20 protein-coding genes are annotated in these 19,644 nt (G+C 51.5%); 11 read left to right on the top strand and 9 right to left on the bottom strand.

From position 1 onward, the window contains the following. Positions 1-27 precede the first annotated feature (27 nt). Both ACRPFF_RS02910 and ACRPFF_RS02915 read right to left on the bottom strand, forming a co-directional pair. Positions 28-684, bottom strand: coding sequence for a response regulator (locus tag ACRPFF_RS02910; protein WP_250313906.1), 657 nt, complete (start codon positions 682-684; stop codon positions 28-30). Next, the gene (locus ACRPFF_RS02915) at positions 681-2,453 is read right to left on the bottom strand and encodes a histidine kinase (RefSeq protein ID WP_432673729.1); all 1,773 of its coding nucleotides are present in this window, start codon (positions 2,451-2,453) and stop codon (positions 681-683) included. The genes ACRPFF_RS02910 and ACRPFF_RS02915 overlap by 4 nt, the downstream gene beginning before the upstream one ends. A 206-nt stretch (positions 2,454-2,659) precedes the next feature. On the opposite strand from ACRPFF_RS02915, the gene mobA reads away from it, so the two are divergent. The 4 genes from mobA (at position 2,660) to ACRPFF_RS02935 (ending at position 5,445) form a co-directional block, all read left to right on the top strand. Next, the gene (mobA, locus tag ACRPFF_RS02920) at positions 2,660-3,274 is read left to right on the top strand and encodes a molybdenum cofactor guanylyltransferase MobA (protein ID WP_308031534.1); all 615 of its coding nucleotides are present in this window, start codon (positions 2,660-2,662) and stop codon (positions 3,272-3,274) included. A gap of 74 nt (positions 3,275-3,348) precedes the next feature. Continuing rightward, a complete protein-coding gene (locus tag ACRPFF_RS02925; protein ID WP_432673730.1) occupies positions 3,349-3,843 on the top strand; it encodes a hypothetical protein in 495 nt (164 codons plus the stop codon). Between the two features lie 104 nt (positions 3,844-3,947). Beyond that, positions 3,948-4,574, top strand: coding sequence for a riboflavin synthase subunit alpha (locus tag ACRPFF_RS02930; protein WP_432673750.1), 627 nt, complete (start codon positions 3,948-3,950; stop codon positions 4,572-4,574). A gap of 7 nt (positions 4,575-4,581) precedes the next feature. Next, positions 4,582-5,445, top strand: a complete 864-nt coding sequence (locus tag ACRPFF_RS02935) for an ATP-binding protein (RefSeq protein WP_432673751.1) — start codon at positions 4,582-4,584, stop codon at positions 5,443-5,445. Positions 5,446-5,457: 12 nt separating this feature from the next. Here ACRPFF_RS02935 and ACRPFF_RS02940 read toward each other — a convergent pair whose 3' ends face one another. Continuing rightward, the gene (locus ACRPFF_RS02940) at positions 5,458-5,892 is read right to left on the bottom strand and encodes a Spy/CpxP family protein refolding chaperone (protein WP_432673731.1); all 435 of its coding nucleotides are present in this window, start codon (positions 5,890-5,892) and stop codon (positions 5,458-5,460) included. Between the two features lie 160 nt (positions 5,893-6,052). Between ACRPFF_RS02940 and rpe the strand changes: the two genes are divergently transcribed. Continuing rightward, positions 6,053-6,736, top strand: a complete 684-nt coding sequence (gene rpe, locus ACRPFF_RS02945) for a ribulose-phosphate 3-epimerase (RefSeq protein ID WP_432673732.1) — start codon at positions 6,053-6,055, stop codon at positions 6,734-6,736. A gap of 65 nt (positions 6,737-6,801) precedes the next feature. Here the strand turns inward: rpe and ruvB are convergent, their stop codons facing one another. The 4 genes from ruvB to ACRPFF_RS02965 all read right to left on the bottom strand — a co-directional run bounded on the left by ruvB (position 6,802) and on the right by ACRPFF_RS02965 (position 11,309). After that, on the bottom strand, positions 6,802-7,833 hold the full coding sequence (gene ruvB, locus ACRPFF_RS02950) for a Holliday junction branch migration DNA helicase RuvB (protein WP_432673733.1): 1,032 nt from the start codon (positions 7,831-7,833) through the stop codon (positions 6,802-6,804). Positions 7,834-7,914: 81 nt separating this feature from the next. Beyond that, a complete protein-coding gene (locus ACRPFF_RS02955) occupies positions 7,915-8,223 on the bottom strand; it encodes a hypothetical protein (protein ID WP_101122971.1) in 309 nt (102 codons plus the stop codon). Positions 8,224-8,342: 119 nt separating this feature from the next. Beyond that, positions 8,343-9,596, bottom strand: coding sequence for a multifunctional CCA addition/repair protein (locus tag ACRPFF_RS02960; protein ID WP_432673734.1), 1,254 nt, complete (start codon positions 9,594-9,596; stop codon positions 8,343-8,345). Positions 9,597-9,680: 84 nt separating this feature from the next. Beyond that, positions 9,681-11,309: an ABC-F family ATPase gene (locus tag ACRPFF_RS02965; RefSeq protein ID WP_432673735.1), complete on the bottom strand. Its 1,629-nt coding sequence runs from the start codon at positions 11,307-11,309 to the stop codon at positions 9,681-9,683. A gap of 150 nt (positions 11,310-11,459) precedes the next feature. Between ACRPFF_RS02965 and ACRPFF_RS02970 the strand changes: the two genes are divergently transcribed. From ACRPFF_RS02970 to recR, 3 genes are all read left to right on the top strand, one after another. Next, positions 11,460-11,813 (top strand): arsenate reductase, encoded by a 354-nt coding sequence (locus ACRPFF_RS02970; RefSeq protein ID WP_250313914.1) that lies wholly within the window; start codon positions 11,460-11,462, stop codon positions 11,811-11,813. An 86-nt stretch (positions 11,814-11,899) separates the two neighbouring features. Then, the gene (locus ACRPFF_RS02975; protein ID WP_432673736.1) at positions 11,900-13,438 is read left to right on the top strand and encodes a SurA N-terminal domain-containing protein; all 1,539 of its coding nucleotides are present in this window, start codon (positions 11,900-11,902) and stop codon (positions 13,436-13,438) included. Between the two features lie 68 nt (positions 13,439-13,506). Further along, positions 13,507-14,124: a recombination mediator RecR gene (gene recR / locus ACRPFF_RS02980; protein ID WP_432673752.1), complete on the top strand. Its 618-nt coding sequence runs from the start codon at positions 13,507-13,509 to the stop codon at positions 14,122-14,124. Positions 14,125-14,179: 55 nt separating this feature from the next. Here recR and ACRPFF_RS02985 read toward each other — a convergent pair whose 3' ends face one another. Then, positions 14,180-14,458, bottom strand: coding sequence for a hypothetical protein (locus ACRPFF_RS02985; protein ID WP_003714116.1), 279 nt, complete (start codon positions 14,456-14,458; stop codon positions 14,180-14,182). 225 nt (positions 14,459-14,683) lie between these two features. Between ACRPFF_RS02985 and ACRPFF_RS02990 the strand changes: the two genes are divergently transcribed. The 3 genes from ACRPFF_RS02990 (at position 14,684) to recD (ending at position 18,435) form a co-directional block, all read left to right on the top strand. Continuing rightward, the gene (locus tag ACRPFF_RS02990) at positions 14,684-15,931 is read left to right on the top strand and encodes a lipoprotein-releasing ABC transporter permease subunit (protein ID WP_432673737.1); all 1,248 of its coding nucleotides are present in this window, start codon (positions 14,684-14,686) and stop codon (positions 15,929-15,931) included. Further along, complete coding sequence (lolD, locus tag ACRPFF_RS02995; RefSeq protein ID WP_118188377.1) at positions 15,924-16,619, top strand: lipoprotein-releasing ABC transporter ATP-binding protein LolD; 696 nt, start codon at positions 15,924-15,926, stop codon at positions 16,617-16,619. The genes ACRPFF_RS02990 and lolD overlap by 8 nt, the downstream gene beginning before the upstream one ends. 67 nt (positions 16,620-16,686) lie before the next feature. After that, positions 16,687-18,435, top strand: coding sequence for an exodeoxyribonuclease V subunit alpha (gene recD, locus ACRPFF_RS03000; RefSeq protein ID WP_432673738.1), 1,749 nt, complete (start codon positions 16,687-16,689; stop codon positions 18,433-18,435). 78 nt (positions 18,436-18,513) lie between these two features. Here recD and ACRPFF_RS03005 read toward each other — a convergent pair whose 3' ends face one another. Then, complete coding sequence (locus ACRPFF_RS03005; RefSeq protein WP_432673739.1) at positions 18,514-19,617, bottom strand: methyltransferase; 1,104 nt, start codon at positions 19,615-19,617, stop codon at positions 18,514-18,516. Positions 19,618-19,644 lie beyond the last annotated feature (27 nt).

The raw sequence follows: 19,644 nt of genomic DNA on the forward strand, positions 1-19,644 counted from the left end.
CCTGACCCGATGCCGTCTGAACCTGCCTTACTCCAATACAGGCTGGGGGACATTATGATGGATGGCATAAACGGCGGCTTGAACCCGGCTGCTGAGATTGAGTTTGCGGAGCAGGTTTTGAACGTGAACTTTGACGGTGGATTCGGCAAGGTTGAGGTGGCGTGCAATAATTTTATTACTGTGTCCTGCTGCAAGGTAACCTAGGATTTCCATCTCTCGGGGGGTAAGGGAGGAAAGTGCCTGAGTTCCTTGTGCGGGTTGGGGGGAAATCAGGCTGCGGACGAGTTTGGCAGTCATTTCGGGAGAGAATACATTATCGCCATCGGCGGCTTTGCGTATGCTTTCGAGAAGAAAGTCGGCGTTGATGTTTTTCAGCAGGTAACCGCGTGCGCCGATACGCATACATTCGGTAAGGTCGTCGCTGTCTTCGGAAACGGTCAGCATGATGACTGCCTGTTGCGGATTGATGCTGATGATTTGGGAGAGTGCCTCGCGTCCGTTCATACCGGGCATATCAAGGTCAAGCAGGACGACATCGGGTTGAAGCTGGCTGATCATTTTAATGCCGGAAAGTCCGTCGGAAGCTTCGCCGATGACCTCAAAATCATGTTGGCGTAACAAAAGTGCCTTGATGCCGCTGCGGAAAAGGGTATGGTCGTCTATCAGAATAATTTTAATGGTCATTTCAAGCTTTCTTCAGATGCACCCGTCAATGAGACGGTAGTTCCTTGTTGGGGTTGGGAATGGATTTTCAATACGGCGCGGATACGTTTGGCACGCTCCTGCATGATATGCAGTCCGACATGGCTGCCCGAAGGCTCTCCAATGTTTTCCGTGTCGAAACCCTGTCCGTTGTCTTGAATGGTCATTGTAAACCTTTCATCCTGTTTAATCAGTCTGAATTTAACATGGGTGGCACGGGCGTGTTTTCGGATATTGGAAAGGCTTTCTTGCAGGATAAAAATCATTTGGAGCTGCTCTTCCTGAGGAGGCAGGAACGAACCGTTTTCCCAGGCAGTTTCGACCGTTATCCCGGTTTGTTGTGTAAAGCGGGCGAATAGGTCGGCAACGGCTTCGGGAAATTCTTTATTACTGATTTTGGTACGGAAGTTGAGCAGTAGTTCGCGGACATCTTCATAACATTCTTGTACACCTGTTTTGATAAAACTGATGTTTTCCGCAGCTTCTTCTTTTTTTCCTTCGACAAAGGCACTTTCCAACATCTGTACCTGCAGGTTCAGGAACGTTAATGCTTGTGCGATGCTGTCATGTAATCCTTGCGCAATCAGGTTGCGTTCCTGTAATACCGCAAGCAGGCGTTTTTCTTCTTCCTGCTTCGCGCTGGCGAGCGATACGCCCAATTGCCTGCCTAGTGTTTGAAGCAGGATGCGGTCGTCTTCATCAAGAGAAATGCCGTTTGGAAAGCTGAGCAACAGCCTGCCCAATGTTTCGTTCTGGTACTCGATGAGGAAGGTTTCCTCATGGTACTTCCCCAAATCCGAAGCTGCTGTGCCGCAATCCGCATGATGAATGGAGACATAAACATCGGATCCGCCGTCCAAACAAACTCTGCCGGAGTCGGCTCCCACGGCGGGCAGGATGCGGTTTAGAAAATGTTCTGCAGCCTGTTGCGGTATGTAGGATTGGTGCAGGTCCCGCGTAGTTTGATATAGCAGGGTCAGGTTTTGATTTTGTTTTTCGAGACTGCGTGTCTGCTCGGCGACTTGTCCTTCCAAGTCATCATATAAAATTTTCAGCCTGCCGCCCATTTGATTGAAACAACGCCCGACCTGTTTGAATTCCGGCGTACCGCCTTCGGGAACGGGAATATCGAAACACCTCCGTCCGATGCGTTCCGCACCTTCCCTTAACGCCTGCAGCGGCCGGATAACCCAAATCTGGTGCCAAAACAGCATCAGTACAGACGACACCAGCGTCATCAGCATAATTGCCCATTGAAAATGCCTGAGCCACCATGTGTTTTTTTCGTTGGCATTTTCCAATGCCTGCAAAAATAGTTCGATGTTTCCGGCAAAGCGGTAGAGATCGACCTGAGTAGGTCGCCGATAGGACTGGAGCGGGGGGAGAATGTGTGCCTGCCAATCTATAATCAGCATGGATTGTATCAAATCATAAGCAAGAGGGGTGTCCGAAGGAATCAGCGGGTGGATTGCATCGCTTTGCGAAATACGCTTCAGGCTTTTTTCAAATTCGGCAACCTGATTGTCTATTTGTGAGCGGGGAGATCCTTCGTCGGCCATGTAGGCCAGACGGTATGCCTGCATCCTCAAGTTTCCGGCTTCTTCAATGACGGAGGCGGCATTTTCCAAGCGTAAAGAGAGCATCAACGTTAATACGACGGACAATGCCGCCAATCCGACCCATAAACCGGTCAGAAGTTTCAGGCGCAGGGAAAGGCTGATGCCGTCTGAAAATCTGGATGACAGTATCATGCTTTGAGAAAATTATTTTAAAATTATGTCAACAATATCATTCTTTCGGATTAGAGACAACTGCTCAGAAAGAATTGGTTAAGAAAAACTTAATCGTCATCGCTTCCAGTGTTAAATCAGGTTATGATAAAATTCAAACAATATGAATTTATTAAATGTCTATATCAGATTTATTCTAAAAATATTGGGAACAACAAGCTGTAATCATGAAAACCTTCAATTTCTCCAAAAGGACGCCCTCGGTAAAAACTTTTGCACTGATATTGGCAGGCGGTCAGGCAAGCCGCATGGGGGGAGAAGACAAAGGGCTCGTACTTTTGGATGGCAAAGCACTGATTGACCATGTCATTGACAAAATCAGGCCCCAGGTCAGCCATATTGCTATCAGCACCAACCGGAATTTGGAAGAGTATGCTCGAAGGAGCCCGCATATTTTTCCGGACGCACGGCAGTGGCAGCATTTCGGCCCGCTTTCGGCTTTGTGTACTGCCGCGAACGATTTACAGCTGGCAACGGCCGACTGGCTTCTGGTTGTGCCATGCGATATGCCGTATCTTCCAGATGATTTGGTGGCAAGGTTTGAAACCGTATCAAAGCGTACGCCGTTATGTAATGCATTTTATGTGGAAACACCGGTAACCATGCACTACAACATCATGTACATCCGCCCGCAGATTCTTCAAAGCGCGATTCCTTATTTATTTTCAGGGATGAAGACGCTTAGAAGCTGGTTGCAGCAACAAAGGGCGCGTTCGGTGAAATTTGAAGTCAATGAGCATTTCATTGATTTGAACACGCATACGGATTTGCGTCCTCAGTAAATAATAGTAATTCTTATTTATCTTCTTACAAAAACATGAAATAATCGCATAAATCGATTTTATGTGGTTTTGTCATGCGTTACCATTTTCCAATTTCCATCGATATGTACGATTTCTTGTCTGCCGGACGGTTTGATTATCTGGAAATCGGGCAGACTGCGGAAATGATATTGCAGATGTTTCCCGCCCCTGAGTGCGTACCCGAGGGGCTGCTGGTAAAAAAAGGATGGAACATTTGGCTCTACGGCAACATCGAACTGCATTTCTCCGACGACCGTCTGGTACAGATACGCGCAGACTTCGATTCTGAATCGGGTTTGCAGGGAGGACGGTGGTTGAGCCTGAATACGTGGTTTTTAAACCGGCAGGAAAAATCTGATTTTTATTCCGTAATCGAGAAGCTGATAGGGCGGGGTATCGACTTTATCAAATTGGATACGCCCACGGGCTTGGTTTTACGTCTGCAAAGCGGAGTAGAGTTACTGTTTGAAAAATATGGTAAGCAACGCCTGGCCGCATTAAGCAAAGGCAAAACCGTACTACCCGACTGGGTATGTGCCATGGCTTAGAAGCAAATAAAAAACTGATGCCGTCTGAAACTCTTTCAGACGGCATTTTGTTTGGGGAAGTGTTACAATTTCAGCCCTTCGAATTGATAGAGGAAAATCGGAATATGTTTACCGGCATTGTTCAAGGCTTGGGCAAACTGATAAAAGTCCACCGTCCGTCGTCGACATTTCACACTTATAATGTCGAGCTTCCGCAAGAGGCGGCGGCGGCAGAAAACCTGCAGCGCGGCGCATCGGTTGCCAATAACGGCTGCTGCCTGACCATTACCGAAATAGAAGGAAACCGCGTCAGCTTTGATTTGATGGCGGAGACATTGGCAAAAACCAATTTGGGACTACTGAAAGAAGGCGATTGCGTCAACATTGAGCGGGCGGCGCGTTTCGGCGACGAAATCGGCGGACACCTTATGAGTGGGCATATCATGACAACCGTGCGTATTGTCGAAATCGAACAGGACGGGTTTAACCGTACGGTTTGGTTCGAGCTCCCAACCGCACTCAGTCCTTATATCCTGACCAAAGGATTTGTCGGTTTGGACGGTTGCAGCCTGACCGTCGGAGAAGTCGAAAAGACGCGTTTTTGCGTACATCTGATTCCGGAAACCTTGGAGCGGACGCTTTTCGGCAGCAGGCAAACCAGCGACCAAGTCAATATTGAAATCGATCCGAACACACAGGCAACCGTTGACACGGTCGAACGCCTGATGGCACAAAGATATGCTGAAAAATGAGGCAGGTATGGAATTAAACGAATTTCTTGACAAAGCCTATTCCGTTTTACGGCGTTTGGATGCCGTACTTCCGCCGGAACCCGAACGCACGGATTGGAACGCGTTGGCATTCCGTTGGCAGAGTGCGGGTAAAAAAGGGGTTTTGGAGCACTTGCCCGATCCTCATGTTTTCCCCTTGGCAAGGCTGGCGGGAGTCAGCCGGCAGACCGATTTGCTGGTACGCAATACCGAACAATTCATTGCCGGCAGACCTGCAAACAACGTATTGATGAGCGGTGCACGAGGAACGGGCAAGTCATCACTCGTCAAAGCATTGCTGCACGAATATGCGGACAAGAGGTTGCGCTTGATCGAGGTCGATAAAAGCGATTTGGTCAGCCTGCCTTACCTGTTGACGCTTTTAAAAGAGCGTCCGGAAAAGTTTATCGTATTTTGCGATGACTTGTCGTTTGAAAGCGGTGATGAAACATATAAGGCATTGAAAACCGCGTTAGACGGCGGTTTATCGCAGCGTTGCGCCAACGTCTTAGTTTATGCGACCTCCAACAGACGGCATCTGATGCCGGAGTACTTGGACGAGAATGCCGGTACGACGGGGATGCGGGGGGAAATCCATCAGAAAGAAGCGGTAGAAGAAAAAGTATCCCTATCGGACCGTTTCGGGTTGTGGCTCAGTTTTTATCCGTTCGATCAAAACGATTATCTGGCGGCAGTGCAAAATTGGCTGGAAGATTTTGGCGTGCCGTATGATGAAACCGCAAGGATTGCGGCATTGCAGTGGGCGCAGATGAGGGGCAACCGTTCGGGACGTTCTGCCTGGCAGTTTGCATGCGACTGGGCGGGCAGGCTGCCGGAACAACGGGTGCTGTAAGTTTTTTAGGAATTATTTGAGACAGGAGGATAGCCACAGCTGCTGTTGTTGCGGTGTCAGGATATGGAAGAAGCGGTGTTGGATTTCCAATTCGTCCACCGCAAAATCGATGCTGGACAAATAGCGGTTTTCGACATAATCGCGTGCGTCTCCTCGATTAAACGAATACGAAGAGATGATTCCGACAATGACTTGGCGGCGGCTGAGTTCCGACTGCGTTCCTTTTATGCGTGCCTTGTCATTTGCAAGCTTGAAGGCGGCACGGATTTTACGCAATTCATTGTGCTGTTCCGGAGTGAGCCCGAGCCGACGTATATCGCAATTCGGTTGAAAATCGTTCAGAGAAATATAGGACGGTGCAGCATAGGAAATCTGGCAGGAAAGCAAGGCTATCCCTAGAAAAGAGGCAACAGGTTTGACAAAACGGCTGGTATCAGGCAGTGGCACGGCTTTTCCTCTTGTTGGAAATTTTAGGAAATATACTAGATTGACGTGTGAAAGATGGTATTATCGCAGTTAACTTTTGTTAATAATGCCGTCTGATGCGTGTTTTCAGGCAGCCATAACGGCGGAATAAATCCCTAAAAGGATAGTGAAGGAAAAAAACATGACTACTTACCGTATCGCACCCAGTATTTTGTCGGCTGATTTTGCACGCCTCGGGGAAGAGGTTGCGAATGTTATTTCGGCAGGTGCGGATTTGATTCATTTTGACGTGATGGACAACCATTATGTACCGAATCTAACCTTCGGCCCGATGGTTTGCGCGGCATTAAAACCGTATGCGTGTGTGCCGATTGATGTGCATTTGATGGTCGAACCCGTGGATGACCTGATCCAATTGTTTGCCAAAGCAGGGGCATCAATCATCACTTTCCACCCTGAGGCAAGCCGGCATATCGACCGCAGTTTGAGCCTGATTCGTGATATGGGCTGTCAGGCCGGGCTGGTGTTGAATCCGGCAACGCCCGTGTATGTGTTGGAAAACGTGTTGGACAGGCTGGATATGGTTTTGCTGATGTCGGTCAACCCCGGGTTCGGCGGACAAAGCTTCATCCCGCACACCCTTGAAAAAATCCGTCAAGTGCGGGCGATGCTGGATCGGTACGAAGCACAAAGCGGGCGGCACATCGCCATCGAAGTGGACGGCGGCATCAAAACCGACAATATTGCCGCCGTTGCGGCGGCGGGCGCAGATACTTTTGTGGCAGGTTCGGCAATTTTTGGCAAACCGGACTATAAGACGGTGATTGATGCTATGAGGGTTGAATTGGCAAAAGCGGCAAATTGAATCTTGCGCAATGATTGAAATAAAAATGCCGTCTGAAACGTAGCTTTGTTTCAGACGGCATTGCGTTATTTTTCGACCGGTAGTCCGAAATGTAGGTAGGTGCGTTCGGTAGCCATTCTGCCGCGCGGGGTGCGTTGCAGGAAGCCTTGTTGGATGAGATAGGGTTCGATAACGTCTTCGATGGTGTCTGTTGATTCGCCGATGGCGGCAGCAACGTTGTCAAGACCGACCGGGCCGCCGCTGAATTTGTGCAGGATGGCTTCGAGGAATTTTCTGTCCATAACATCCAAACCTTGCGCGTCCACATCCAGCATGCTTAAAGCGGCATCGGCGACGGCGGCATCGATGACGCCGTTGTTTTTCACATCGGCAAAATCGCGGACGCGGCGCAGCAGGCGGTTGGCGATGCGGGGCGTGCCGCGGCTGCGTTTGGCAACTTCCATTGCGCCTTCTTCGCCCATGTCGAGTTGCAGTAATTGTGCGGAACGGCTGACGATGGTGGCAAGGTCTTGATTTTGATAAAACTCCAAGCGGGCAACGATGCCAAAACGGTCGCGCAGAGGGTTGGTCAGCATACCTGCGCGGGTGGTTGCACCGACGAGCGTGAAGGGTGGAAGGTCGATTTTGACGGAACGGGCGGCAGGGCCTTCGCCTATCATGATGTCGAGCTGGTAGTCTTCGAGCGCGGGGTAGAGGATTTCTTCGACAACAGGGCTGAGGCGGTGGATTTCGTCGATGAACAATACGTCGTGCGGCTCGAGGTTGGTCAGAAGGGCGGCAAGGTCGCCTGCGCGCTCAAGGACGGGGCCACTGGTTTGGCGCAGGTTGACGCCCAGCTCTTTGGCGATGATGTGTGCCAATGTGGTTTTGCCCAGTCCGGGCGGGCCGAAGAGCAGGGTGTGGTCTAGGGCTTCGCCGCGTTTTTTGGCGGCTTGGATGAAGATAGCGAGCTGTTCTTTGGCTTTGTCTTGCCCGATATAGTCGTCCAGCGTTTTAGGGCGCAGGGCGCGTTCGATCAACTCTTCTTGTGAGGAGATGCTTTGGGCGGTAATGATGCGCTGGGGCTGGGCAGCGGTTAGGTTGTCGGTTTGCAGCATAGTGTTCCCTTTGTCGGGTATGCCGTCTGAACGGTCGGCGGCGTTTCAGACGGCATTGAAAAGATAACGGTCAAAAGCGTTTTATCCGCGCGTTTCGCGCCAAACGAGGTAATCGCGCAGGGGCGGCATGGGCGGGTTGATGCAGTGGGGGCAGATGCCTGTGGTGTCTTCGTCGTCGCTGTCGATGTGATAGGCGTTGGGGTCGAAGCGGACTTGCTGCATTACCGCCTGCGCCAATGCCTGCGCTTGAACGACGTCGAAGGTAAATTTTTCAAGGATTTCGTTCAATAGGCGGATTTCGCCGTCGCTAAATTCCGAGCTGTGTTTGAGAATGAGGCGTTGGTAATCTTCATTGTTGATTTTAGACAATAAATCGGTTTGTAGGGTCATGATTTTATGTTGGGAACGGAATGGCTGAAGAGTGAATTATAGCGGATATGGCAGCAGCTGTTGCAAAGCTTGGATTGGGTATCGTCCTCAAAATTCTCAAAGTAGCCATATTGTGCATTTTAATGTTTTTCTGTCTTTTCTTGCTCCGTCCGAAACGCTTTTTGCAATGGGGTAATTTCTGTCAGTCGCGCCCGATCGATTTCTTCGGCGATAAGGTGCGCTTTTCCCTGCGCGCGGCATTCGGCGGCGATTTTACCCGAATCCGCCTGATTGGCGGCTTCGAGCAGGGCGAGCCAGTGCGCGCGTTGCGGGTAGGGCGTGTGTTCGCGGTTCAGACGACCTTGCGTATCGGCAATGCAGACGTTTAAGGCAGCGGAGAAGCGTTCGGGTCGTCTGAAAGCGTCGGTTTTTTTCAAAACGTTCAGAATGGTTCGGTTTTTAAGCTGTCCGACTTGGTGGAAAATAATGTGCCAACGGCAGACAAGTTCGGCAAGCTCGGCGCAATATTTCGGCGCACGCAGCCGCTGATTGACTTCGCGTACGGGTTCGACGCCAGCGAGGTCGTGTCCGTGGTGGCGCGGCAGGATGTCGGACGGCGTTTTGGCTTTGCCCAAATCGTGCAGCAGGGCGGCGTAGCGTTCGGGTAACGTCAGACCCATATCGGCGGCGCGTTGCAACGTCATCAGGGTATGGATACCGCTGTCGATTTCGGGATGATAGTCGGCTCGTTGCGGCACGCCGAAGAGGGCATCGACTTCGGGCAGCAAGACTTTGAGCGCGCCGCATTCGCGCAACACTTCAATCATCCTACGGGGATTTTTCTCCATCAAACCTTTCGCCAATTCCTGCCAGACGCGTTCGGCGACTAAAGCGTNCGCTTCGCCGTTTTCCACCATTTTCCGCATCAGCTTTATGGTTTCTTCGGCGATTTCAAAGCCGTAGCGCGCGGCAAAGCGGGCNGTGCGCAGGATGCGGACGGGGTCTTCGACGAAGGCAGGGGAAACGTGGCGCAAAATGCCTGCCTTTAAATCCTGTTGTCCGCCGAAAGGGTCGATGATGAGGCCGTCTGAATTCTGCGCCATTGCGTTGATGGTCAGGTCACGGCGCATCAAGTCCTGCTCCAGCGTAACATCTTTGTCGGCGTGGAAACTGAAACCGGCATAGCCCTTGGCGGTTTTGCGTTCGGTGCGGGCGAGGGCGTATTCTTCGTGCGTTTCGGGATGAAGGAACACGGGAAAGTCTTTGCCAACAGGCTGGAAGCCTTGCGCCAGCATGGTTTGTGCGTCTGCGCCGACGACCACCCAATCGCGGTCTTTGACGGGCAAGCCCAAAAGATAATCACGGACGGCACCGCCGACGAGATAAGTCTGCATATGCTTCCTATTTTAAAGTTATCAATAATGCCGTCTGAAGAGGCTTCAGACGGCATTGTTTCAACCGGAGGGTATTTTGTGCGTTTATGCTACGCCTTTTTTCTCTAAGTAACTTTCGTAATCGCCCAAGTAGTGTTCATATCCGCCTTTGCCGTCCAATTCGATGATTTGGGTTGCCAAGGAGGAAACGAACTGACGGTCGTGGGAGACGAAAATCAGTGTGCCGTTGTATTTTTCCAGCGCCATGTTCAAGGATTCGATGCTTTCCATGTCCATATGGTTGGTCGGTTCGTCCATGACTAAGAAATTGGGTTTCAACAGCAGCAGTTTGCCGTAAAGCATACGGCCTTTTTCGCCACCTGAGAGAACCTTCACTTTTTTCACGACATCGTTGCTGCCGAAGAGCAAGCGACCCAAAGTACCNCGGATGACTTGTTCGTCATCGCCTTCCTGACCCCATTGGCGCATCCATTCGCTCAGGTCCATATCGACATCAAAGTCGTTTTCATGGTCTTGCGGATAGTAGCCGACACTGGCTTTTTCCGCCCATTTGATGCTGCCTTCGTCCGGCAAGAGGCCGTCTGAATATTCGGGGTTGTACGCGCCGGCCAAGAGTTTGAGCAAGGTAGATTTACCTGCGCCGTTCGGGCCGATGATGGCAAGGCGTTGGCCTGCTTCAAGGATGAAGTTCAGGTTTTTAAACAACTGAGTTTCAAAACGTTTGGCCAGTTTTTCAACTTCCACTGCCTGACGGTGCAACTTGGCTTTTTCATCGGCTTCAAAACGGATATACGGGTTTTGACGGGTGGAAGGTTTGACTTCGACCATTTCCGATTTGATTTTGTCTGCCTGTTTCAGACGGCTGGTTGCCTGACGGGCTTTGGATTTGTTGGCAGAGAAGCGGGCGACGAACTCTTGCAGCTCTTGCAGTTTCTCTTTGGCTTTGGCGTTGTCTTTCAGGGCGCGTTCGCGCGATTGGGCGGAAGCGAGCATATAGTCGTCGTAGTTGCCCGGATAGATGGTGATGGTGTTGTAGTCCAAATCCGCCATGTGGGTGCAGACTTCGTTCAAAAAGTGACGGTCATGCGAGATGATGATCATGGTGGAGTCGTATTGGTTCAATACGCCTTCCAGCCAGCGGATGGTATTGATGTCCAAGTTATTGGTTGGTTCGTCCAAGAGCAATACATCCGGTTTGGAGAACAGGGCTTGCGCCAGCAATACGCGCAGTTTGAAGCCAGGGGCAACTTCTGCCATGGTCGCATTGTGCAAATCTTCGGAAATGCCCACGCCACTTAATAATTCGGCAGCGCGCGCTTCGGCGGTGTAGCCGTCGTATTCGGCGAACTTGGCTTCCAGTTCGGCGGCTTTCATGTAGTCGTCTTCGGTGGCTTCGGGATTGGCGTAAATCGCATCACGCTCGGTCATCGCCGCCCACATTTCGGTGTGACCCATCATCACCACGTCCAGCACGCGCATGTCTTCGTAGGCAAACTGGTCTTGACGCAATTTACCCAAACGCACGCCGTTTTCAATTGCGACTTCACCGGCGGTCTGTTCCAAATCGCCGCCGAGGATTTTCATGAAGGTGGATTTGCCCGAACCGTTCGCGCCGATCAGGCCGTAGCGGTTGCCTTCGCCGAATTTTACGGATACGTTTTCAAACAGCGGCTTCGCGCCGAATTGCATGGTAATGCCGTTGGTAGAAATCATTATGGGTAAAACCTTATATTGAACAATAGATTAAATTTGTTGAATTTTCAGATTGTAACATAATCCCCTTGCCGTCTGAAACAGACGGGCAAATTTTCAGACACTTATAGTAAAATATCGGTTTTATTATTTCAGGCAAAAGGTTTCCAAATGATAGTCCTTCACGGCATCCCAAATTGCGACACAGTCAAAAAAGCCCAAAGCTGGCTTGCCGAATATGGTATGGAATTTGAATTTCGGGATTTTAAAAAACAGGCGCCTTCCGAAGCGGAAATCCGCCTGTGGCTGGAGCAGGTGCCTTTGGAGATACTGCTCAACAAACGGGGGACCACATGGCGCAAACTTGATGCACTGATGCAGGAGGAGGCCCTGTCCTCAAAGGAAGGTGCGGTCAGGATAATGTCCGAAATGCCCAGCCTTATCAAACGTCCTGTACTGGAATACGGCGGAAAGGTTCATATCGGCTTCAGCGATGAATCTTATCGAGAGATATTCAAACGTTAATTAAGCCTTCGTGCAGACGCGTATAAAAACCGTTACAATACGGAATTTATATTTCCCAACCCCATTCCATATTCCGATCTGAAAATATGTTCCATTCCATCGAAAAATACAGAACACCCGCCCAAGTCTTATTAGGCCTGATTGCATTAACTTTTGTCGGTTTCGGCGTCAGCACGGTTTCACACCCGGGTTCCGACTACATCGTCCAAGTCGGAGACGAAAAAATCAGCGATCATTCGATTAATGCCGCCATGCAAAATGAACAGACTGCCGGCGGCAGCCCGTCACGCGATGCCGTATTCCAATCCCTGCTGCAACGCGCCTATCTGAAACAAGGTGCAAAACTGATGGGTATTTCCGTTTCCCAGGAACAAATCAAACAGATTATTGTAGACGATCCTAATTTTCACGATGCAAGCGGGAAATTCAGCCATGCCCTTTTGAGCCAGTACCTTTCGCAACGCCATATGTCGGAAGACCAGTTCGTCGAGGAAATCCGTGACCAATTCGCATTGCAGAATTTGGTAAACCTCGTTCAAAACGGTGTCTTGGTCAGCGATGCCCAGGCGGAGCAACTGGTCAAACTGACCCAGGTTAACCGTACCATCCGTTCGCATACTTTTAACCCCGACGAATTTATCGGACAAGTAAAAGCAGCCGATGCGGATTTACAGAAATTTTATAATGCAAACAAAAAAGACTACCTGCTTCCTCAAGCGGTCAAATTGGAATATGTCGCATTGAATCTAAAAGACTTTGCAGATAAACAGACCGTCAGCGAAACAGAAGTGAAAAATGCGTATGAAGAACGTATGGCACGTCTGCCCGCAGAAGGGGAAAAACCTTCTTTCGAAAAGGAAAAAGTCGCTGTCGAGAATGAGTTGAAAATGAAAAAAGCGGTTGCCGACTTCAATAAGGCAAAAGAAAAGCTGGGCGATGACGCGTTCAACCATCCTTCCTCGCTTGACGAAGCCGCCAAAAACAGCGGTTTGAAAGTCGAAACCCAAGAAACTTGGCTGAGCAGGCAGGACGCGCAAATGTCCGGACTGCCTGAAAACCTGATCAATGCCGTATTCAGCGACGACGTATTGAAGAAAAAACACAATTCCGAAGTATTGTCTATCAATAATGAAACCGCGTGGGTCGTCCGCGCCAAAGAAGTCCGCGAAGAGAAAACCCTGCCGTTTGCCGAAGCCAAAGACGCGGTGCGTCAGGCTTATATCCGCGCCGAAGCCGCCAAACTTGCCGAAAACAAGGCAAAAGAAACGCTGGCGCAGTTGAGCAGAGGCAAGGCAGTTGATGTGAAATGGTCGGAAGTGTCCGTTTTGGGCGCGCAGCAGGCAAGGCAGTCCATGCCGCCCGAATCTTATACGGAACTGCTGAAAGCAAAACCGGCAAACGGCAAACCCGCCTATGTCAGACTGACCGGCCTGCCGGCTCCCGTGATTGTCGAAGTACAGGCTGTAACCCCGCCGGATGATATCGCCACCAGGCTTCCTTCTGCAAAACAGGCTTTGGCGCAACAGCAGTCTGCCAATACCTTCGATCTGCTGATCCGCTATTTCAACGGCAAAATCAAACAGACCAAAGGTGCTCAGTCTGTTGGCGGAAATGACGGCCAGTAATTTCCGGTTTTCTATATTCGATATAACGGTCGGAATATTCCGACCGTTTTCCCATATGGCGGAGTATGATGAATTCCAAAAAGCAAGATGCCTTCCAAAGGCTGATCGGTGCGCTGAAAGTATTGCCCAACGTCGGGCCGAAATCGGCACAGCGGATGGCGTACTATCTGTTGCAGCACAAGCGCAAAGAGGCTGAAGAGCTGGTGGATGCCTTGCAGACGGCATTGAAGCAGGTTCACCATTGCGCGAGGTGCAACACGTTTTGCGAAGGCGGATTGTGCGATATTTGTGCCGATGAAACACGCGACGGGCGGCGGCTGATGGTGGTGCATATGCCTGCCGATGTGTCGAATATGGAAGCGGCAAATTGCCACGACGGGCTGTATTTCGTCCTGATGGGGCAAATCAATACGGCACTGGGAATGGACGTATCGGCCATCGCATTGGATAAGCTCGCCGAACGGCTGAAAAAAGAAGAAATCGAAGAAATCATTATTGCAACCGCCTTTACCGCAGAAGGCAATGCGACGGCGTATGTCCTGTCCGAGTTTTTTAAAAACCTGCCTTACAAAGTCAGCAGGCTGTCGCAGGGCATCCCCTTGGGCGGCGAATTGGAATATGTCGATGCGGGAACGCTGGCGCAGGCGGTGTACGAACGCCGCCTGATTAAAGAAGGCGGGGCGTAACGCCGCCAATGCAAAATGCCGTCTGAAGCCTTCAGACGGCATTTTTCCGGACGGTTTACTTGCAGTTGAGCCCTTGAATCTGCAACGCGCCTCCGTTGCCGACTTTGAACACGCACTGCGTCGCGCTGCTGCCGGACACGGTAATGCTGCCGCTGCCGCCGTTCAGGCTGACGGGTTCCTTAACACCCATGCCGACTGCCGTTGCCGCCAGCTTTTGCGCGTCGGCTTCGGAATAAGGCGTGTTGTTGGCATCGATTTTGATTTCTTTGGCATAGGCTGTCGAAACAGTAAAAACGGCAACAGCACACAAAGCGGAGATTTTCCTGATATTCATTGTTTTCCTTAAAGAAAAGGTTTTGTTTCAAGAGAAGGATAGGGCAGTTCGGCACGTTGTGCAAGTTTTCCGCCCTGTTTTTCCGAATTTGTCACATACTGCGTCTTTATTTGCACAGCCTGCCGTTCGGACGCTGCCGGGGTTTTACGGTACAATGAACTTTTACCGCCGCCCCCAAACCGCCGTCCGGGGCGGCACGTTTGCAGACATTTTTAAGGTAGCGTTATGTTTTCTCTAGAGGCTTGGATAGGCTTGAGGTATCTCAGGGCGAAAAAGCGCAACGGCTTTATGTCGTTTATCACGATGGTTTCGATTGCCGGAATCGCCTTGGGCGTAACCGCGCTGATTGTCGTCTTGTCGGTTATGAACGGCTTTCAGAAAGAAATACGCGGGCAGCTCCTGAATGTCGCGCCGCACGCCGAAATCGGCTATATCGACAACACGGATACGGATTGGCACAATCTGCTTCGGTTTACCGAAAACCGCAAAGGTATTTTGGCTATCGCGCCCTATGTTTCCAATCAGGCATTGCTGGCCCATGCGGGCGAAATCAGGGGCGTGCAGATGCGCGGCATTTTGCCGTCTGAAGAGCGCAAAGTGGTGGAATACGGCGACAAAATGCCGGCAGGCAAATTTGAAGATCTGATTCCGGGCGAGTTTGACATTATCCTCGGTGTCGGCTTGGCGGAGGCTTTGGGGGCGGAAGTCGGCAATAAAGTTACCGTCATCACGCCGGAGGGCAACGTTACCCCTGCCGGAGTCGTGCCGCGCCTGAAGCAGTTTACCGTGGTCGGTCTGGTTAAAACGGGTGTTTACGAGGTTGACAATTCATTGGCGATGACGCATATCCAAGACGCGCGCGTACTGTACCGCTTGGATAAGGAAGTTGCGGGGCTGCGGCTGAAACTCGCCGACCCACAAAACGCTCCCGCCTTGACGGCAAAGCTGATTCCGGAGGCGCAAAGGGACACGGTTTGGGTACGTGATTGGACGTTCAGCAACCGAAGCTATTTTGAGGCGGTCGAGTTGGAAAAACGGATGATGTTCATCATCCTGACGCTGATTATCGCCGTAGCGGCGTTTAACCTTGTCTCTTCGTTGGTGATGGCGGTTACGGAAAAGCAGGCGGACATTGCGATTTTGCGGACTTTGGGTCTTTCCCCTGCCGGCGTGATGAAGATTTTTATGGTGCAGGGCGCGTTTTCAGGCTTTTTCGGCACGCTGGCGGGTGTGGTCTGCGGCGTGCTTTTGGGTTGGAACGTCGGCAGGGTTGTGGCGTTTTTTGAAAACCTGCTCGGTGTCCACCTCATCAATTCGCAGGTTTATTTTATCGACTACCTGCCCAGCGATGTCGATATGGGCGATGTTGCCCTGATTGCCTGCATTTCTTTGGGACTGTCTTTCGTTGCCACGCTCTACCCGAGCTGGCGCGCGTCAAAAACCCAACCGGCGGAGGCTTTGCGTTATGAGTGAGTTGATTTTGAAATGCGAAGGCGTGGGCAAACGCTACCGCGACGGCGGTTTGGATGTTCCGGTGCTGCACGGCTTGGATTTGGAAATCCGCGCGGGGGAAAGCACCGGCATCATCGGCTCTTCGGGCAGCGGAAAATCGACGCTGCTGCATATTTTGGGCGGGCTGGATATGCCGTCTGAAGGCAGGGTGCTGCTGATGGGCGAGGATTTGCGTGCCTTAAACCAGCGGCGTTTGGGTGATTTGCGCAACCGCCATCTCGGTTTCGTGTACCAGTTCCACCATCTTCTGCCTGAATTTTCGGCACTGGAAAACGTGATGATGCCGCTTCTGATCGGCAAAAAAAGCCGTGAAGAGGCGGCAGAAACGGCAATGTCGATGCTCGACAAGGTCGGACTGAAACACCGTTCGACGCACCGCGCGGGCGAACTTTCAGGCGGTGAGAGACAGCGTGCCGCCATTGCGCGCGCCTTGGTTACGCAACCCAAATGCCTGCTTGCCGACGAACCGACCGGCAATCTCGACCGGGCAAACGCAAGGAATGTTCTGGATATGATGCTGGAACTGAAAACAGAATTGAAAACAGGTTTGGTTGTCGTAACGCACGACGACGAACTCGCCGGCCGCTTCGGGCGCGTGATGGTCATGAAGGACGGCAGCCTGCACCCCAAACAGGGCGCAAACGCCTAAACAGCCGAAACAACACCGCGCCGTCTGAAGCCCCACGCCTTCAGACGGCATTTCGACAAGGAATACAATGGAACGGCAGACAGATGAATTTGCCCAAGCGGCTGCACAGGCGGCAATCCGTTTTTTGGAACGCTATACCGACTCCGGTGCTGAAGCCCTTTCTTCCTATATCGAACGGCTGTTTCAAGCATTGCAGAACGGTCATTCGTTTATCCGCTTGAAAAAAGGGGAGGCGTCCTTCCTTTCGACACTCAAGCCCGTGGTCGGGGAATCTGCCTCCCCTCTGATTTTGGAAGGGGAAAAACTGTTTTTGGGCAGAATGTGGCAGTTGGAATACGATTTGGCGGTCGAGATAAAACGCTTGGCGGCAGCCGGTACATCCGCCCCCGACGCGGCAGGTGTGCGGCAAAACCTCGCAAAATGGTTTCAAGGCACGGGCAGCGAAGGACAGCGCGATGCGGCCGCCTTAGCATTGCTGCAGTCTTTTATGGTGATTACCGGCGGCCCCGGTACGGGTAAGACGACGACGGTTGCCAAACTGTTGGCACTGATTTGCAGCGGAGACGGAAGCCTTCCCCATATCGCGCTTGCCGCCCCTACGGGTAAAGCTGCCGCGCATATGGCGCGTGCGCTGCACCGTGCAATCAACAGTTTTGACGCTCCGGACAACGTCCGCCGCCATCTGCTTAAATTGGAAGGGCAAACCGTCCACCGCCTGCTGAAACTGCGCCCGCCTAAAATGCAGCCGGCGTTCAACCCTGTTTACCCGCTGTCGTTTGACGTATTGATTATCGATGAAGCTTCGATGCTGGATACGGTATTGATGCTTCAGCTTTTAAAGGCCGTTAAAACAGGGGCGCGCGTGATTCTGCTGGGCGATGAAAACCAGCTTCCGTCCGTTGGGGTCGGTGCCGTACTCTCCGTCCTGTCTCAAAAAACGCTCCTCGGCGGAGAAATATATAATAAGCTGGTTGAGTACCTGCCCGAACACGGTTTTCCCTTATGCAGCGATGTACCCGTCTTGGCACAAAATACCGCCCGTCTTTCCTTCAGCCACCGATTTGGCGGCAACAGCGGCATCGGCTGCCTGTCCCGATCGGTCGTATCGGGCGATGAGGCACAGGCATGGGCTTTGTTCTCCCGGTTTGATAAAGAGCTGGAACATTCGGAATGCCGTCTGAACGCTCAGGTCGAAAGGTTGTACCGGACTCACAAAGGCTATTGGCAGGCGGTAGACGAAGGCAACATCGAATCCGCCTATGCGGGCATTTCGGATGCCGTGGTTCTGGCCGCATGGCGCCAAGATGCGGACAACTTCAACGAAGCCTATTGCAATTATGTACGCCGTAAAAGGAACATACCCGAACATCAGGCCTATTTCGCCGGAGAGCCGATTATGATCAGGCAAAACGACTACGCGCTTGAATTGTTCAACGGAGACGTCGGACTAATTATGGATGATGCCCAAAGGCCGGGCAGCCTGTCCGCCTATTTTCCCGATACGGACGGGTTTAAAAAGGTTGCAGTCAGCTGCCTTCCGGATTTTGAACCCGCTTTCGCCATGACCGTCCATAAAAGCCAAGGTTCGGAGTATCGGGAAGTCTGGCTGCTGCCGCCCTCTGCAGCACCTTCGAACGAAGAGGACGATGCGCTTTTCGGCTTGAGCAGGGAGCTGCTTTACACCGCCATTACCAGGGCAAAGGAAAAATTCGTATTCTTCGGCGGGGAAGAAACCTTCCGTCAAGCGGCAGCTACTGTCAAAGTCCGTCAGACGGCATTGGGCAATATGCTCAAACGGGTATTTTTACAAGGATAATCCGTCCGAATGCCGTGTCGGTTCTGCAAGCCCTTTATGGATGCCGAAGGGAAAGACCGCACAAATGTGCGGTCTTTTTCATGTCTTTTTCAAACGGTATAGGAAAGTGGTTTCCTTGTTTCGGGCAAAAGCAAGCGGATCGTCCGGATTCGCGGCTTTCTTGTGGTTTGGCTTGGTTTTCATAATATCGGTAATACGCAGCCCCGCCTCCGCAAAGGCCTTCTCCAAAAAACCGGAAGGGCGCAGGTGCAGATGCTCTGCAAGGTCGGAAATAATCAGGCGGATTTCGCCGCCCGGGTTCAAATGTTCCGGCGCATCCCTTAAAAATGCGGTCAACATCGCAGAATCGGGGTCATATAATGCAGACTCGATGGCAGAAGTAGGCTTGGCGGGAAGCCATGGCGGGTTGCAGACAATCAAATCGGCACGCATATCGGGGAACATATCGGTTTCCCGTATCTCAACCTGTTTTTCCAAACCCAGCCGGACGATATTGGCTCGGGCGCAGGCAACGGCCCTTGGATTGGTGTCCGTACCGATGATGGAAGATATCCCCTGTTTTGCCAAAATAGCGGCAAGAACGCCAGAACCCGTTCCGATATCCAATGCCGTCTGAAACCCCGTTGACGGTGCTTGTGCGAGCAAATCGAGATATTCTCCGCGCAAAGGTGAGAATACGCCGAAGGGGACATGTATCCGCCCGCCGATCTGGGAAACGGCAACTCCCTTTTTATGCCATTCGTGCGCACCTATAAATCCAAGCAGCAGGTTGAGCGGGAGAAAAAAAGGCTTGACGTTAGGCTTGCCGTACACATCCGACAGGGCAGCGCATATATCGGGCACACGGTTGTTGTGCAATACGAAACCGGGGCCTACCTCAACGGCAAGCATGTTCAGAATACGGCTCTGCTGCGCCTGCTTCATACGGTGCGCGTGGAATAGGGAGGCAATATCAGCAACTGGATCGGCAGCAACAGGCTTGCGGACTTTTTTCTTTATCCCCGAAAGCACCTGCACCGCATTGTGGAAATCCCCCTGCCAAACAGTTGCCATATTCTGATAGGCGGCTTTCAAAACAGTGTCTGCGCCGCTTTCACGGACATAAAGCCAGCCTTTTGGCGGCTTTTGCAAACTTTCGTTGCGCCATTCAAACCCACTGTCAGGGAAAATAAAATAAGACATGCCATACCTGCATAATGTTTAAAAATA

The organism is Neisseria sp. SLRRB23, from assembly GCF_050896295.1.
In the GTDB taxonomy this organism is placed as follows: Bacteria; Pseudomonadota; Gammaproteobacteria; order Burkholderiales; family Neisseriaceae; genus Neisseria.

Bases quoted from the DNA above. Each gene is read 5' to 3' on its own strand.
- ACRPFF_RS02930 (WP_432673750.1), top strand. From the start codon at position 3,948: ATGTTTACCGGCATTGTTCAAGGCTTGGGCAAACTGATAAAAGTCCAC.
- recR (WP_432673752.1), top strand. From the start codon at position 13,507: ATGAATTCCAAAAAGCAAGATGCCTTCCAAAGGCTGATCGGTGCGCTG.
- ACRPFF_RS02915 (WP_432673729.1), bottom strand. From the start codon at position 2,453: ATGATACTGTCATCCAGATTTTCAGACGGCATCAGCCTTTCCCTGCGC.
- ACRPFF_RS02990 (WP_432673737.1), top strand. From the start codon at position 14,684: ATGTTTTCTCTAGAGGCTTGGATAGGCTTGAGGTATCTCAGGGCGAAA.
- ruvB (WP_432673733.1), bottom strand. From the start codon at position 7,833: ATGCTGCAAACCGACAACCTAACCGCTGCCCAGCCCCAGCGCATCATT.
- ACRPFF_RS02985 (WP_003714116.1), bottom strand. From the start codon at position 14,458: ATGAATATCAGGAAAATCTCCGCTTTGTGTGCTGTTGCCGTTTTTACT.
- ACRPFF_RS02955 (WP_101122971.1), bottom strand. From the start codon at position 8,223: ATGACCCTACAAACCGATTTATTGTCTAAAATCAACAATGAAGATTAC.
- rpe (WP_432673732.1), top strand. From the start codon at position 6,053: ATGACTACTTACCGTATCGCACCCAGTATTTTGTCGGCTGATTTTGCA.
- ACRPFF_RS02910 (WP_250313906.1), bottom strand. From the start codon at position 684: ATGACCATTAAAATTATTCTGATAGACGACCATACCCTTTTCCGCAGC.
- ACRPFF_RS02975 (WP_432673736.1), top strand. From the start codon at position 11,900: ATGTTCCATTCCATCGAAAAATACAGAACACCCGCCCAAGTCTTATTA.
- lolD (WP_118188377.1), top strand. From the start codon at position 15,924: ATGAGTGAGTTGATTTTGAAATGCGAAGGCGTGGGCAAACGCTACCGC.
- ACRPFF_RS02935 (WP_432673751.1), top strand. From the start codon at position 4,582: ATGGAATTAAACGAATTTCTTGACAAAGCCTATTCCGTTTTACGGCGT.
- ACRPFF_RS02970 (WP_250313914.1), top strand. From the start codon at position 11,460: ATGATAGTCCTTCACGGCATCCCAAATTGCGACACAGTCAAAAAAGCC.
- ACRPFF_RS02925 (WP_432673730.1), top strand. From the start codon at position 3,349: ATGCGTTACCATTTTCCAATTTCCATCGATATGTACGATTTCTTGTCT.
- recD (WP_432673738.1), top strand. From the start codon at position 16,687: ATGGAACGGCAGACAGATGAATTTGCCCAAGCGGCTGCACAGGCGGCA.
- mobA (WP_308031534.1), top strand. From the start codon at position 2,660: ATGAAAACCTTCAATTTCTCCAAAAGGACGCCCTCGGTAAAAACTTTT.
- ACRPFF_RS03005 (WP_432673739.1), bottom strand. From the start codon at position 19,617: ATGTCTTATTTTATTTTCCCTGACAGTGGGTTTGAATGGCGCAACGAA.